This is a genomic window from Kitasatospora sp. NPDC015121 (assembly GCF_055562955.1).
Genome location: NZ_JBVHEH010000014.1, coordinates 56,183 through 70,415, shown reverse-complemented (window position 1 = coordinate 70,415; position 14,233 = coordinate 56,183). Strand labels below are relative to the sequence as shown.

Below are 14,233 nucleotides of genomic sequence, written 5' to 3'. Positions count from 1 at the left end.
GCCGCCCCGGCGCGCGGACGCCCGGTCGGCCGCTCCCGGCCGGTCCCTGCCTTGCGCGGTAGATCGCTCACCGGACCTCCTCGTCCTCCGGACCGACCGGCGCCCCGCCGGCGGTCGGTACAGCGGTGCTCCCGGGCCCGCCCGGCGGCCCGGACCGCCGCCGCCGGTCGCCCGCCGGACCCGGCGGGGTGCACCGGGCGGCGGACGGGCGGCGGAGCGGACGCGGGCTGCCGGACGCGCCCGGAGGCTCGTCCTCGGTCCCGCCCCCGGCCCCCGCGGCCCGGTCCTCCGGGCGGCGGCGGGGGTGCGAGCGCGGACCCTAGGCCATTGTGCCCGTTCGCCCCGGTGCGACGGACTGCCAGAGGCAACCGCAGTCCGGATGGCTGCGCAGCCGCAGCCGCCGCACCATGCCGTCGGCGGCGGACAGCTCGCACCAGCCGTCCACGCTCGGCGGCAGCACCCCGTCCAGGTACAGCTGGACGTGCAGCGCGGCGAGCCCGGCGACCGAGGCTGCGACCGCGCCGTCGCAGGCCGGCAGCCGGGCCCGGCCGGGGCCCTCGTCGATCAGCTGGGCCAGCAGCCGGGGCCAGGCCTCGTCCTCGTCCCGCCGGGCCAGGGTGGCGCAGCTGCCGCAGGCGGAGGCGCCGGGGACGACCAACGGGCCGACCACGCCCAGGTGTTCGAGCACCCCGGTGTACAGGTGCGGGATGCCGGCCCGCATCAGCTCCTGGGCGTCGACGGCGGCGCCGGTGTACGCGGCGGAGCCGTCCCGCGGGGCGAGCACCACCAGGGTGGGCGGCGGGGGAGCGGTCGGCGGGCGCCGGTAGCGCTCGCCGACCGGGGCGCCGGTGACGCGGTGCACCAGCTCGCGGGCGGCGGTGGAGCGCAGCCGCCCGATGTCGCCTGGCGGGAGGCCGCCGGGCGCGCAGTCCCGGGCGGCGACCCGGCCGCGGTCCAGCACCGCGACCTCGCCGATCCCGCCGGCCGCCAGCGCGGCGCCGACGGCGGCGCCGATCCGCCCGGCCCCGCGCACCTCGACCCGGGCCCGGACCCGGCCGTGCAGCACGGTCGCCGCCTCGCCCGGCGCCGGGTGCACCAGGGAGAGCGAGGACAGGTCGGGGCCCAGCAGGTCGCGCCGGGCCGGCGGGTACAGCTCCAGCACGTCCCGCAGGGCCTGGGCGTCGTCCAGCAGTTCGCTGCCGCCGAGCGAGTCGAGCACCGCCTGGCAGTACTCGGCGGTCAGGCCGAGCTTCTGCCCGGCGGCGACCAGCGCGGGGCCGTCCCGGCTGCCGTCGACCAGCTCCAGGAAGCCGGCCAGTCTGCGGTCGACGCCCTCGATCAGCCGGGCGTGCCGCCGCACGGTGCCGAACTGCAGGGTCTGCTTCTCCCGCCAGAGCCGGGACAGGGCGGGCTTGATCACGGGGCGCATGCGGGTTCCTCCCACGGTCGGGATCCCGGCGTCGGGATCGCTGGTGACCGCAGCCTGCCCGGCCGTCCGGCCGCACGGAAACCGGTTGTCCACAGCCCCGGTACGACGATCGGCTCATCGTTGTGCACAGCCTGTGGATAACGCGCCCGGGTGGTCCGGACGACCGCGCCGCCCGGGTGCCGGACTTCTGTCACGGGGACCGGGTAACGTCCTGTGCCGTGGCAGCCGGACGGGACTCCCATCGGTCGGCGCCGCGTCGGCGTGCCCGGGCAGCCTCCGGACCGGCGACCGCGGCGCCCGGTGCGCATGCCAGCACCGGGGCCGACCGCGAGTGCGTGACCGACCACGGGCACGCCCCCGGGCAGCACCCCGCCGCGGCGGCCCCCGGGGCCGTCGAGCCCGGCGGCCCCGACCGCACCGGCGGCGTCCACCGGGGCGAGGTCGAGGTGCGCCGCAGCGCCCGCCGCAGCCGCACCGTCTCCGCGTACCGCGAGGGCGACCGCACCGTGGTGCTGATCCCGGCCCGGATGTCGCACGCCGAGGAGCAGCGCTGGGTGGCCCAGATGCTCGACAAGCTGGCCGCGCGGGAGAGCCGCCGGACGCTCGGCGACGAGGCCCTGCAGTCCCGCGCGCACGAGCTCTCCCGGCTCCACCTGGGCGGCCGGGCCGTCCCCGAGCAGGTCCGCTGGGTGACCAACCAGAACTCCCGCTGGGGCTCCTGCACCCCCAGCGAGCGCACCATCAGGCTCTCCCACCGCCTGCAGGGCATGCCCGAGTACGTGATCGACTACGTCCTGCTGCACGAGCTCGCGCACCTGCTGGTCCCCGACCACGGCCCCCGGTTCTGGGCCCTGCTGGAGTCCTACCCGCGCACCGAGCGGGCCCGCGGCTACCTGGAGGGCGTCGCCTCGGCCGCCCGGCTGCCGCACGTCCCGCCCGCCCGGGCCACCTGAGCGGGCACCGCACGCGGCCCCGGCCGCCCCGGAGGGGGGTCGGGGCCGCGGCGGTGGGCGTCAGACCAGCGCGCGGGCCCGCGCCACCAGGTCGCGCACCGAGCGGTCGGTGTCGGCGGGCAGCGCGTCCCAGTCGAACCAGCGCAGGTCCAGCGACTCCTCGCTGATCAGCTCGCGCGCCCCGGCCGGGGCCAGGGCCACGTACTGGACGTCCAGGTGGGTGTTCTCCGGCCGGTCCTTCCCGGCGCAGCGCACCCGGTGCCGGTCCAGCTTCACCGGGCCGGGACGGCCGTCGACGGGCAGCAGGGCCAGTCCCTCCACGCCGGACTCCTCGACCGCCTCGCGCAGCGCGGCCGCGGCCAGCGTCCCGTCGCCGGGCTCGCAGTGGCCGCCCATCTGCAGCCACCGGCCGACCTTCGGGTGCAGGGTGAGCAGCACCCGCCCGCCCGCCGGGTCGACCACCAGCGCGCTGGCGGTGACGTGCCCCTCCAGGCAGGCCCGCCACATGCCGTCGGGGCGGTCGGCGAGGTGGGCCAGGTAGTCGCGGCGCAGGTCGTCCTGGCCGGCCCCGACAGGCGTCCACTCGGACAGGACGCGGACCGCGTCGGCGTGCAGCGAGGTCACTTGGCGGTGCCCTCCGGCCCCTGCTCGCCGTCCTCGTCCGAAGCGTCCGAAGCGTCCGGGGCCTTCGGCGCGTCCGAAGCGTCCGGGGTCTTCGGGGCGTCCGACCCCTCCGAGGAGGGCCGCTCCGGGGCCTTGCCCAGGTCGGCCTTCCCGGAGGAGGCGGCGGGGGAGGCCCCGCCGGCCGCCTCGCCGAGCAGCTTGTCCAGCGCGTCGAAGTCGAACCCGCCCTCGGCCACCGCCGCGGTGTCGCGGTGCACGAAGCCGTCCGGGTCGTCCAGGTCGGCGGCGGTGGGCAGCATGTCGGGGTGGCTCCACAGCGCGTCCCGGCCCTCGACGCCGCGGGCGTCGGCGAGCGAGGCCCACAGCCGGGAGGCGTCGCGCAGGCGGCGCGGGCGCAGTTCCAGGCCGACCAGGGTGGCGAAGGTCTGCTCGGCGGGGCCGCCGCTGGCGCGGCGGCGGCGGAGGGTCTCGCGCAGCGCGGCGGCGTGCGGCAGGTGGGGCGCGGCGGCGGCGTGCACGACGGCGTCGACCCAGCCCTCGACCAGGGCCAGCGCGGTCTCCAGCCGGGCCAGCGCGGCCTTCTGCTCGGGGGTGTCCTCGGGCTGCAGCAGGCCGCCGGCCAGCGCCTCCTGGAGGGCCTCGGGGTTGCCCGGGTCGAGCTGGCCGACCAGCTCCTCCATCCGCGAGGTGTCGACCTTGATGCCGCGCGCGTACGCCTCGACCGCGCCGAACAGGTGCGCCCGCAGCCACGGCACGTGCGCGAACAGGCGCTGGTGGGCGGCCTCGCGCAGGGCCAGGTAGAGCCGGACCTCCTCGGCCGGCACGTTCAGGCCCTCGCCGAACTCGGCGATGTTCTGCGGCAGCAGCGCGGCCTTCCCGGCGGGGGCGAGCGGCAGGCCGACGTCGGTGGAGCCGAGCACCTCGGCGGCCAGCGCGCCGAGCGCCTGCCCGATCTGGGTGCCGAACATGGCGCCGCCCATCGAGCGCATCATGCCCATCAGCGGCCCGGCCATCGCCTGCATCTCCTCGGGCAGCACGCCGCCCATGGCGTTGCCGACCCGCTCGGCGACCGGGTCGACCAGGTCCTTCCAGACCGGCAGGGTGGCCTCGATCCACTCGGCGCGGCTCCACGCCACCGCCGCGGAGGAGGTGGACGGGAACTCGGTCGCCGAGTCCAGCCAGAGGTCCGCCAGCCGGACGGCCTCGGTGACGGCGGTGCGCTCGGCCGCGCCGACCGAGCGGTCCTTGGACTTCCCCTCGGGCTGCTCGGCGACCACGGTCTGCCGGGCGATGTTCTTGGCCAGGTCCCAGTTCACCGGGCCGCCCTCGAACGAGAGCATCTGCCCGAGCTGCTGGAACGCCGCGCCGAGGTCGTTCGGGTTGAAGCCGCCCATCATCGCGGCGAACGGGTTGTCTCCGCCCTGGCCGCCGCCGCTGCCGGGGCCGCCCATGCCGAACAGCGCCCCGAAGGGGTTGCCGGTGCCGAAGCCGAACGGCTGCTGCGGGGTCGAGTCGCCCTGCTCGCCGTCCTTCTTGCCCTTGTTCTCGCCGTCCTCGGGCTCCTCGGGGGGAACGCCGAATCCGAAGGGGAGGTCGCTCACGGGGGTCCTCGATCTGGTCGGCCGTCACGCGGGTGGTGTGGCGGGAAAGTCTGCCGCCCGGGGGCTCCGAGCGGTTTCAATGGTCTCGCGGCGACCGCGCCGGGTGCACCGCCGGGGCCGAGCCTCGGGCAGGATGGTCAAGTGCGTGACACTCGTACGTCCGCACTTACGCTAACCGTGGAGGATGGCCGGTGAGTTCCCCGCCTTCGGACGTTCGCTCTGGGCTGACCGAGGGCGAGGACGCGCCGACCGACGCCGGTTCGCCGACTCCAGCCTACGGCGGCAAGCCGCTGACCGTGGCCGTCACCGGCGCGGCGGGCGTGCTCGGCGAGCGCGTCGCGCGGCGGCTGGTCGACTCGCCGCACGTGCGGCGGGTGCTCGCGGTCGACGACCGGCGCGGCGAGGTGCCCGGCGTGCAGTGGCGGGTGCTGGACGTCCGCGACCCGGCGGTGGCCGAGCGGCTCACCGGCGTCGACGTGGTGGTGCACCTGGCGATGGACCTCGGCATGGAGTCCGATCCGCGCGCCCGCAGCGCGTACAACGTGCGCGGCGCGCAGACCGTGCTGACCGCCGCCGCGGCCGCCGGGGTGCACCGGGTGGTGCTGTGCACCTCCGCGATGGTCTACGGCGCGCTGCCCGACAACGAGGTCCCGCTCGCCGAGGACTCCGAGCTGCGGGCCACCGAGGAGGCCTCGCTGGTCGGCGACCTGCTGGAGATCGAGCGGCTGGCCCGGCGCGCCCCGCGCGCCCACCCCGGGCTGCAGATCACCGTGCTGCGCCCGGCGGTGGTGGTCGGCCCCGGCATCGACACCGTGCTGACCAGGCACTTCGAGGCGCCGCGGCTGCTGGTGGTGGCGGGCTCCCGCCCGTGCTGGCAGTTCTGCCACCTGGACGACCTGGCGGCGGCGCTGGAGTACGCGGCGCTCGGCCTGGTCGAGGGCGAGGTGACGGTGGGCTGCGACGGCTGGCTGGAGCAGGAGGACGTCGAGGAGCTGTCCGGGATCCGGCGGATGGAGCTGCCGGCCTCGCTGGCGCTGGGCACCGCGGCCCGGCTGCACCGGCTGGGCCTGACCCCGGCCCCGGCCGGGGACCTCGCGTACACCATGTACCCGTGGGTGGTGTCGGGCAGCCGGCTGCACGAGGCGGGCTGGCGGCCCCGGCACACCAACGAGGAGGTGCTGGCCGAGCTGCTGTCCCAGGTGACCGGCAAGCACGCGGTGGCCGGGCGCCGGCTGGGCGGCAAGGAGGCCGCCACCAGCCTGGGCGCGGCCGGGGCGACGGTCGCGCTGATCGGCACCGCGGCGCTGGTCCGGCGGGCCCGCCGGCACCGCCGGATCTGAGCGGCACTGATTTCGCATAGTGGAATTACCGCATCGTGATACGAAAGTCCTTGCGATCCGTCGGCGGGCATGCGGAATGATGGTGGGCATGTCCGAGAACCACGACCCGATTCGCCTGCTCGCCGTCCGCGAGACCCCGCTCTCGCTGGACGAGGTGCACGCCGCGGTCGGCGACGACGCGGCCGGCGGCACCACCCTGTTCGTCGGCACGGTGCGCGACCACGACGGCGGCAAGCCGGTCGCCGCGCTGGAGTACAGCGCCCACCCGACCGCGCCGCGCGAGCTGCGCCGGGTCGCCGAGAAGGTCTGCGCGGACTTCCCGGTCCGGGCGCTGGCGGCGGTGCACCGCACCGGACGGCTGGAGATCGGCGACGTCGCGGTGATCGTCGCGGTGTCCTGCGCGCACCGGGGTGAGGCGTTCGCGGCCTCCCGGCGGCTGATCGACGACCTCAAGCACGAGGTGCCGATCTGGAAGCACCAGGTCTTCACCGACGGCGAGGAGGAGTGGGTCGGCGCGGGCTCCTGCTGAGCCGTGCCGGAGACCGGGCCGGGCGGTCCCCGTGTCCGCTCCCGGCGGCGCTCGTTGCCCATTCGGCGGTACTCCGGTCGGTGGAGAACGGGTCCGGACCCGTAACCCGGATGCCGCGCGCGCCGTTCCACCTACAGGCGGTTAATCTGCTGATACGCATGACGAGCCTGTGGGGAGTTCGAAGATGGCTGTGCTCGCCTGGTTGAGTATTCCCGTGGTCGCCGGGGTCCTGGCCGCGGTCTGGGCCACCTGGGCGGCCCGCCCGCCGAGGGCCATGACCGATCCGAGCTCGCTCGCCGAGCACGAGCGCTTCCGCGCCGCGATGGAGCGCAGCACCGGCGTCCGGGACTGAGCGGACCGGCCCCCCGGTCGGCGGTGCGGGGCGCGGACCGCCGGTACACCCGGACCCGCGCTTCCCGTACTGTCGTGCCATGCCACGCCGATCGGCGACGATGCTCGCCGCCACCCTGCTGCTGATAGGCCTGCTCTGCGCCTCGGTCCTGTTCAAGGTGCCGTTCACCGAGATGAGCCCGGGGCCGACGTACAACACCCTCGGCACGCAGGACAAGACCGGCACCCCGGTGATCACCATCACCGGCCACGAGACCTACCCGACCAGTGGCCACCTCAACATGACCACGGTCCAGGTCACCGGGGCGAACTACCAGCCCAGCCTGGTCTCGGCGATCGTCGGCTGGGTGCGGGACGACGTGCTGGTCGTCCCGCACGACAACGTCTACCCGCAGGGCCAGACCGACCAGGAGGCCCAGCAGGAGAACGCCGAGCAGTTCGCCTCCTCCGAGGACAGCGCCAAGACCGCGGCCCTCAAGCACCTGAACATCCCGGTCGGCACCGAGATCGTGGTCTCCTCGGTGGCCGCGGGCGGGCCCTCGGAGGGCAAGCTGCACGCCGGCGACCAGATCGTCGCGGTGGACGGCACCGAGATCTCCAGCCGGGAGCAGGTCGCCGAGCAGGTCACCAGGCACAAGCCCGGCGAGAGCGTGGTCTTCACGGTCGTCCCGCACGCCAAGGCCAGCGCGACGCCGGACCCGGCGGACCGGGTCGAGGTGCCGATCGTCACCGCCGAGTCCGCGGACGACGGGCCCGAGCGGGCGGTGGTCGGCATCACGCCCAGCGTGGACCACGTCTACCCGTTCAAGATCGACATCGGCCTGCAGGACGTCGGCGGCCCCAGCGCCGGCCTGATGTTCGCCCTCGGCATCGTCGACAAGCTCACCCCCACCGACCTCACCGGCGGCAGGTTCGTGGCCGGCACCGGCACCATCGACGACGACGGCGCGGTCGGCCCGATCGGCGGCATCCGGATGAAGCTGATCGCGGCCCGCGACAAGGGCGCCGAGTACTTCTTCACCCCGGCGGACAACTGCGCCGAGGCGGTCAAGGGCACCCCGTCCGGGCTGACCCTGGTCAAGGTGGAGAACCTGGACGGCGCGGTCAAGGCGCTCGACAGCATCCGGGCGGGCGACGCGGCGGCGCTGCCGGGCTGCGGCGGGTAGCGCGGGGAGCGGGCACGACGGAGGGGGACCACCGGGGTGGTCCCCCTCCGTCGTGCCCGGCGTCCCTACGAGAAGGTCGCGAGCAGGGCGTCCGTCAGGTTGGGGACGAGGTCGGGGCCGGTGAGGACCTCGCGGGCGAGGTCCTTCTCGCGCAGGCGGAGGGCGACCTCCTTGGCGCCGTCGCGCAGGACGGCCGCGGTGATCCGGACCTCCTGACGCTGCGGGTGGGTGGCCACCCAGTCGTTGATCTCCTTCTCGGAGGCGTTCTTCGGCCGGGAGGCCTCCGCGCCGGGCGGGAGCATCAGGCGCTCGACGACCAGGGCGCAGCCGACCACGCCGTCGGGCCAGGCGATGGTGCCGAGGAAGCGGTCGAGCTCGGTGCCCGGGGGGATCTCCTCCTGCTCGACCGGGGTGAGGCCGGTCGGGTTGTCGTCCAGGCCGAGCTGCGAGGCCAGCCGCGGGTTGGCCCTGCGCATCTGGGCGTTGTCGACCAGGGCGAACAGGCGGGCGGGGAGGTCCCAGCCGAGGGTCGCGGCGTGCTCGTCGATCTCCAGGGCGGCCCGGGTCAGGGGGGTGGCCGCGGGGAGGCCGGAGGCGGCGGCGGTCAGGTCAGGGGAGTCGGACATGGGGTCATCCTCACACGCCGGAGGGGGCCGTCTCCAACTCCGACGCATCCTCCGGGAACTCAGGTAAAGACCGATTAAGTTGCATGAGGGGCCGCTGTCCGTCATCGGTGCGGCAGCACGGTCCCACACACACGCAAACACACGACAGCTGAGGTGGCGCCTTGACCTTCCAGATGCCGGACCGCCCTGGTCCGGGTTCCCGAGCGAGAGTCGGCCCGCCGTCGCGCCGGACGAAGGTGCTGCTGCTGACGGCCGGCGCACTGGCCGCGCTGTTCCTGCTGTTCGTGATGTTCGCGGGCCTGTGGACCGACTGGCTGTGGTTCGACTCTGTGCACTACGGCTCGGTGTTCACCTCGCAACTGGCTGCCAAGGTCGGCCTGTTCGCGGTGTTCGGGCTGCTGATGGCGCTGGTGGTCGGCTTCAACCTGTGGCTGGCGTACCGGCTGCGGCCGCCGCTGGCGGCGATGTCGGTGGAGCAGCAGAGCCTGGACCGCTACCGGATGGGCGTCGCGCCGTTCCGCAGGTGGCTGCTGGTCGGCCTGTCGCTGCTGGTCGGCCTGGCGGCGGGCGCCGCCGCGGGCGCGCACTGGCGGACCTGGATGCTGTGGGTGAACGGCACCCCGTTCGGGGTGAAGGACAGCCAGTTCCACAAGGACGTCTCGTACTACGCGTTCAAGCTGCCCTGGTACCAGTTCGTGCTGGGCTTCGCGTTCAGCGCGGTGATCGTGTCGCTGCTGGCCGCGACCGCCGTGCACTACCTGTACGGGGGCCTGCGGCTGCAGGGGCCCGGGCGGCGGGCGAGCGTCGGGGCGCAGGGCCACCTGGCGGTGCTGCTGGGCGTGTTCGTGCTGCTGAAGGCGGTCGCGTACTGGCTGGACCGGTACGCGCTGGCGGTGAAGAGCGGGTCGTTCAAGAACGTCGACGGCTGGACCGGCCTGCGCTACGTGGACGCGAACGCGTTCCTGCCGGCCAAGACGATCCTGTTCTTCGTGGCGGTCATCTGCGCGCTGCTGTTCTTCCTGACCCCGATCCGGCGGACCTGGGCGCCGGCGCTGATCGGCTTCGGGCTGATGGCGCTCTCCGCGCTGCTGGTCGGCGGCCTCTACCCGGCGCTGGTGCAGAAGTTCCAGGTCATGCCGAACGAGCAGGCCAAGGAGACCGCGTACATCCAGAAGAACATCGACGCGACCAGGCAGGCGTACGGGATCGCGGACGCGGTCGAGCAGCAGTACGGGCCGACCGACTCCACCGACGCCGACAAGCTCAAGCGGGACGCGCAGACCATCGCCGACATCCGGCTGCTGGACCCGAACGTGGTCATGCCGACGTTCCAGCAGAACCAGGCGCTGCGCAACTACTACGCCTTCCCGAAGACCCTGGACGTCGACCGCTACGGCAAGCAGGACACCGTGCTGGGCGTGCGCGAGCTCGACCTGTCGGGCGTGCAGCAGCGCAACTTCATCAACGACCACTTCAAGTACACCCACGGCTACGGCGTGGTCGCCGCCAAGGGCAACCAGGTCGACGCCAACGGCAACCCGGTCTACACCGAGCACTCGCTGCCGGCCGAGGGCGACCTGGGCTCCTACGAGCAGCGGGTGTACTACGGCGAGAAGTCCACCATGTACTCGGTGGTCGGCCCCGGCATGGACGAGATCGACTACACCCGGGACGGCCAGCCCGACCAGACCTCGCAGTACAGCGGCGGCAGCGGCGTCTCGATGGACAACCCGCTGACCCGGGCCGCGTACGCGGTGAAGTTCGCCGAGCCGCAGCTGCTCTACTCGGGCGCGATCAAGGACGGCGCGAAGATCCTGTACGACCGCACCCCCAAGGAGCGGGTCGAGAAGGTCGCGCCGTGGCTGTCGATCGACGCCGACCCGTACCCGGTGGTCGAGAACGGCCGGCTGGTGTGGGTGCTGGACGGCTACACCACCTCGGACGGCTACCCGTTCTCGTCCAAGACGACGTTCGGCGACGCCACCAAGGACTCGCTGACCGACCAGCGCGGCCGCACCCTGACCGCCGTCAACCAGGTCAACTACATCCGCAACTCGGTGAAGGCCACCGTGGACGCGTACACCGGCGAGGTGACGCTGTACCAGTGGGACGACGCCGACCCGGTGCTGAAGACCTGGATGAAGGCGTTCCCCGGCACGGTGAAGGCGAAGGCCGACATCCCGGCCACCCTGCTGCCGCACCTGCGCTACCCGCAGGACCTGTTCAAGGTGCAGCGCGACCTGCTCGGCCAGTACCACATCACCGACGCCACCGCGTTCTTCAGCGGCACCGACATCTGGGAGGTGCCGGAGGACCCGACGATCAACACCCACGACGTCCAGCCGCCGTACTACCTGACCGTGCGGATGCCGGACGCCGAGGAGGCCAGCTTCTCGCTGACCACCTCCTTCGTGCCGTCGGGGCGCAAGAACCTGGCCGCGTTCATGACCGCCAGCGCCGACCCGGGGCCGGACTACGGCAAGCTGCGGATCCTGCGGATGACCTCCGGGTCGGGCGCGCTCGGCCCGGCGCTGACCCAGGCCAAGTTCAACTCGGACACCGACGTCGCCCGGCAGCTGTCGCTGCTGCGCACCGGCAACGACTCCGACCTGGTCTACGGCAACCTGCTGACCCTGCCGGTCGGCGGCGGCATCCTCAACGTCGAACCGGTCTACCTGGTGGCCCGGGGCGCGAAGGTGCCGGTGCTGAAGAAGGTGCTGGCGGTGTACGGCGACCGCAACGTGGCGCTGGAGGACACCCTGGACAAGGCGCTGGCGAAGGTGCTCGGCGGCGCGGCCGACGGGGCCACCACGCCGACCGCCCCGACCGACCCGACCCAGCCCGGCACGCCGACCACGCCCACCACGCCCACCACCCCGGGCGGCGGGCAGGACCCGGAGGTGGCCAAGGCGCTCGCCGACGCGCAGAAGGCCTTCGACGAGGGCCAGGCGGCGATGAAGAACGGCGACTGGACGGCGTACGGCAAGTCCCAGGAGGCGCTGAAGAAGGCGATCGCCGACGCGGTGGCCGCCGAGCAGAAGGCCGGCGGTGCCCGCCCGTCCGGTGCGCCGGCCCCGCCCGCGACGGGCGCCCCCACCACCCAGCCGTCCCCCGCACCCACGGGCTGAGCTGGGAGAACCGGTTTGTCTGTCCACCCCGTGATCGTGATACAGTGGTTTCACCGACGCGGGGTGGAGCAGCTCGGTAGCTCGCTGGGCTCATAACCCAGAGGTCGCAGGTTCAAATCCTGTCCCCGCTACTCAGTAGCGAAAGGCCCGGAGGCATCAGCCTCCGGGCCTTTGCCATTCCTTGGCGTTCCGGCCGATTGACACCCTCTGTGGTCCAGTCCAATCTGGGTCATGCCCATGACGGACGGCCCCCACCGCCCGTCCTATGTGCTGAAACTCGCATGCCAGTAACGGGAGTTGATCACGTTCTGGTTCCGTCTGCCGCTCTCCCCGACCGGGTGTCCGACGGTGTTCCTGCATCCCCACGTGACAGGAGAGAGGCACATCCGCATGCATCGCAACAACCGCAGGGCCTGGGCCGTCACGGCCGCGGCCGCCACGCTGCTCGCCGGGGCGGTGTCGCTGCTGGGAGCCCCCAGCGCGACCGCCGGACCGGGCAACACCACCGGCGCCCCCGCCACTAGCGGCGGCATGAAGGTCGCGTACTTCGACCAGTGGTCGATCTACTCGAACGCCTTCTACCTGAAGAACGTCGACACCAACGGCATGGCCGGGAAGCTCGACTACCTGCTGTACGACTTCGCCAACATCGACCCGGTCAACCTGACCTGCTTCGAGCCGAACTCGGCCGCCTCCCAGGACGAGAACAACCCGAACGCGGGCGACGGCGCGGGCGACTACTACGCCGACTACGCCAAGACCTTCGCCAACGGCAACAGCGTGGACAACTCCACCGACACCTGGAACCAGCCGCTGGCGGGCAACTTCCACCAGCTCCAGGAGCTGAAGGCGAAGTACCCGAAGCTCAAGGTCCTGATGTCGATCGGCGGCTGGACGTACTCCAAGTACTTCTCCGACGTGGCGGCCAACGACGCCGCGCGCAAGAAGTTCGTCTCGTCCTGCGTCGACATGTTCATCAAGGGCAACCTGCCCGCCCAGGGCGGCTACGGCGGCCCGGGCACCGGCAAGGGCATCTTCGACGGCTTCGACATCGACTGGGAGTACCCGGGCGGCGGCGGCCACCTCGGCAACCACGCCTCGCCGAACGACAAGCAGAACTTCACCGCCCTGCTCGCCGAGTTCCGCAGCCAGCTCAACACCCAGGGCGGCGCGGACGGCAAGACCTACGCGCTGAGCGCGGCGCTGCCGGCCGGCCAGGACAAGATCCAGTACATCGAGACCGACAAGATCGGGCAGTACCTGACCTTCGCGGACCCGATGACGTACGACATGCACGGCGGCTGGGAGGCCCAGGGGCCGACCAACCACCAGACGCCGGTCTACCAGAACCCGAACGACCCGATGAACAACGTGCCGCCGGGCAACGCCAAGTACTCGATCGACGAGGCGATCAAGGCGTACACGGTCGGCGACCCCTCGTACGGCATCCCCGGCGGGTTCCCGGCGAACAAGCTGAACATGGGCGTCCCGCTGTACTACCGCGGCTGGACGGGCGTGGCGGCCGGCGCCAACCACGGGCTGTTCCAGCCCGCCAGCGGCCCGGCCCAGGGCGCGCCGAACTCCGGCAACGTCAACGGCGTGCGGATGTACAAGGAACTGCTGGGGACGGTGGACAACCCCAGTTACACCTACTGGGACCCGGCCTCGCAGGCCGCGTACTTCTACGACGGCAACAACTTCTGGTCCGGCGAGAACGCCAAGTCGATCCAGGCGAAGATGGACTACGCGCACTGCAACGGCCTCGGCGGCTCGTTCGTCTTCTCGCTCTACGACGACCCGAACGCGGCGCTGCTCAACCCGCTGATGACGGCCACCAACGGCTCGGCCTCCACCTGCCCGGCCCCGCCGACCGGCTCGCCGACCGCCAGCCCGACCGGGCCGACCTCCTCGCCGACCGGCCCGACCAGCTCGCCCACCGGGCCGACCTCGTCCCCGACCGGCCCGACCGGCTCGCCCACCGGGCCCACCTCCTCGCCCACCGGCCCGACCTCGTCCCCGACCGGCGGCGGCATCGTGGCCAACCCGGGCCTGGAGAGCGGCGCGCTCAGCCCGTGGACCTGCGCGGGCAGCGGCGGCTCGGCCGTCAGCGGCGGCCACACCGGCTCGTACGCCCTGCAGGGCAACGCCAGCGCCGGTGACACCGCGCAGTGCCAGCAGGTGATCACGGTCAAACCGAACACCACCTACACGCTGTCCGCCTGGCTCAAGGGCACCTACACCTACCTCGGCGTCACCGGCTCCGGCGCCGACAGCTCGACCTGGACCCCCGGCGGGAGCGCGTGGACGAAGCTGTCCACCAAGTTCACCACCGGTGCCTCGGTCACCTCGGTGACGATCTGGGTGCATGGTTGGTACGGACAGGGTGCTTACCAGGCCGACGACTTCACCGTCAGCTGAGGCTGAGTCAACGTCCTTTTAAGGAAGGCCCGGAGGGAAACCCCCTCCGGGCCTTCCGCCTTGCCGGA

11 protein-coding genes and 1 tRNA gene are annotated in these 14,233 nt (G+C 73.1%); 8 read left to right on the top strand and 4 right to left on the bottom strand.

Annotation, left to right across the window (positions count from 1 at the left end; all coding sequences use genetic code 11):
• Positions 1-319: 319 nt before the first annotated feature.
• Positions 320-1,429 (bottom strand): ThiF family adenylyltransferase, encoded by a 1,110-nt coding sequence (locus tag ACZ3J7_RS21865; protein WP_465623609.1) that lies wholly within the window; start codon positions 1,427-1,429, stop codon positions 320-322.
• 335 nt (positions 1,430-1,764) lie between these two features.
• Between ACZ3J7_RS21865 and ACZ3J7_RS21860 the strand changes: the two genes are divergently transcribed.
• Positions 1,765-2,382 carry a SprT-like domain-containing protein gene (locus ACZ3J7_RS21860; protein ID WP_465623607.1) on the top strand — a complete coding sequence of 206 codons (618 nt, stop codon included), beginning with the start codon at positions 1,765-1,767 and terminating at the stop codon, positions 2,380-2,382.
• A gap of 60 nt (positions 2,383-2,442) precedes the next feature.
• On the opposite strand, the gene ACZ3J7_RS21855 is transcribed toward ACZ3J7_RS21860, so the two are convergent.
• Entirely contained in the window at positions 2,443-3,006 is a 564-nt protein-coding gene (locus ACZ3J7_RS21855; protein ID WP_465623604.1) for an NUDIX hydrolase, read from the bottom strand.
• Positions 3,003-4,607 (bottom strand): zinc-dependent metalloprotease, encoded by a 1,605-nt coding sequence (locus tag ACZ3J7_RS21850; protein ID WP_465623600.1) that lies wholly within the window; start codon positions 4,605-4,607, stop codon positions 3,003-3,005. Before ACZ3J7_RS21850 ends, ACZ3J7_RS21855 begins: the two co-directional genes overlap by 4 nt.
• Before the next feature lie 191 nt (positions 4,608-4,798).
• Here ACZ3J7_RS21850 and ACZ3J7_RS21845 point away from each other — a divergent pair, with 191 nt between their 5' ends.
• The 4 genes from ACZ3J7_RS21845 to ACZ3J7_RS21830 all read left to right on the top strand — a co-directional run bounded on the left by ACZ3J7_RS21845 (position 4,799) and on the right by ACZ3J7_RS21830 (position 7,993).
• Positions 4,799-5,947 carry an NAD-dependent epimerase/dehydratase family protein gene (locus ACZ3J7_RS21845; protein ID WP_465623598.1) on the top strand — a complete coding sequence of 383 codons (1,149 nt, stop codon included), beginning with the start codon at positions 4,799-4,801 and terminating at the stop codon, positions 5,945-5,947.
• An 88-nt stretch (positions 5,948-6,035) separates the two neighbouring features.
• Positions 6,036-6,476 carry a molybdenum cofactor biosynthesis protein MoaE gene (locus ACZ3J7_RS21840; RefSeq protein WP_465623594.1) on the top strand — a complete coding sequence of 147 codons (441 nt, stop codon included), beginning with the start codon at positions 6,036-6,038 and terminating at the stop codon, positions 6,474-6,476.
• Positions 6,477-6,660: 184 nt separating this feature from the next.
• Positions 6,661-6,828, top strand: a complete 168-nt coding sequence (locus tag ACZ3J7_RS21835) for a hypothetical protein (RefSeq protein WP_465623592.1) — start codon at positions 6,661-6,663, stop codon at positions 6,826-6,828.
• Between the two features lie 79 nt (positions 6,829-6,907).
• On the top strand, positions 6,908-7,993 hold the full coding sequence (locus ACZ3J7_RS21830) for a YlbL family protein (protein ID WP_465623590.1): 1,086 nt from the start codon (positions 6,908-6,910) through the stop codon (positions 7,991-7,993).
• 65 nt (positions 7,994-8,058) lie between these two features.
• On the opposite strand, the gene ACZ3J7_RS21825 is transcribed toward ACZ3J7_RS21830, so the two are convergent.
• On the bottom strand, positions 8,059-8,619 hold the full coding sequence (locus ACZ3J7_RS21825; RefSeq protein WP_465623585.1) for a PPA1309 family protein: 561 nt from the start codon (positions 8,617-8,619) through the stop codon (positions 8,059-8,061).
• 173 nt (positions 8,620-8,792) lie between these two features.
• On the opposite strand from ACZ3J7_RS21825, the gene ACZ3J7_RS21820 reads away from it, so the two are divergent.
• The 3 genes from ACZ3J7_RS21820 to ACZ3J7_RS21810 all read left to right on the top strand — a co-directional run bounded on the left by ACZ3J7_RS21820 (position 8,793) and on the right by ACZ3J7_RS21810 (position 14,165).
• Positions 8,793-11,747 carry a UPF0182 family membrane protein gene (locus ACZ3J7_RS21820; protein ID WP_465624101.1) on the top strand — a complete coding sequence of 985 codons (2,955 nt, stop codon included), beginning with the start codon at positions 8,793-8,795 and terminating at the stop codon, positions 11,745-11,747.
• 57 nt (positions 11,748-11,804) lie between these two features.
• Positions 11,805-11,878: transfer RNA gene (locus ACZ3J7_RS21815), tRNA-Met, on the top strand.
• A 259-nt stretch (positions 11,879-12,137) separates the two neighbouring features.
• Positions 12,138-14,165: a glycosyl hydrolase family 18 protein gene (locus ACZ3J7_RS21810; protein ID WP_465623583.1), complete on the top strand. Its 2,028-nt coding sequence runs from the start codon at positions 12,138-12,140 to the stop codon at positions 14,163-14,165.
• Positions 14,166-14,233 lie beyond the last annotated feature (68 nt).

What these genes read in the sequence shown, in the direction of transcription:
- ACZ3J7_RS21820 (WP_465624101.1), top strand. Translation starts at nt 8,793, where the DNA reads ATGCCGGACCGCCCTGGTCCGGGTTCCCGAGCGAGAGTCGGCCCGCCG.
- ACZ3J7_RS21835 (WP_465623592.1), top strand. Translation starts at nt 6,661, where the DNA reads ATGGCTGTGCTCGCCTGGTTGAGTATTCCCGTGGTCGCCGGGGTCCTG.
- ACZ3J7_RS21825 (WP_465623585.1), bottom strand. Translation starts at nt 8,619, where the DNA reads ATGTCCGACTCCCCTGACCTGACCGCCGCCGCCTCCGGCCTCCCCGCG.
- ACZ3J7_RS21840 (WP_465623594.1), top strand. Translation starts at nt 6,036, where the DNA reads ATGTCCGAGAACCACGACCCGATTCGCCTGCTCGCCGTCCGCGAGACC.
- ACZ3J7_RS21865 (WP_465623609.1), bottom strand. Translation starts at nt 1,429, where the DNA reads ATGCGCCCCGTGATCAAGCCCGCCCTGTCCCGGCTCTGGCGGGAGAAG.
- ACZ3J7_RS21830 (WP_465623590.1), top strand. Translation starts at nt 6,908, where the DNA reads ATGCCACGCCGATCGGCGACGATGCTCGCCGCCACCCTGCTGCTGATA.
- ACZ3J7_RS21810 (WP_465623583.1), top strand. Translation starts at nt 12,138, where the DNA reads ATGCATCGCAACAACCGCAGGGCCTGGGCCGTCACGGCCGCGGCCGCC.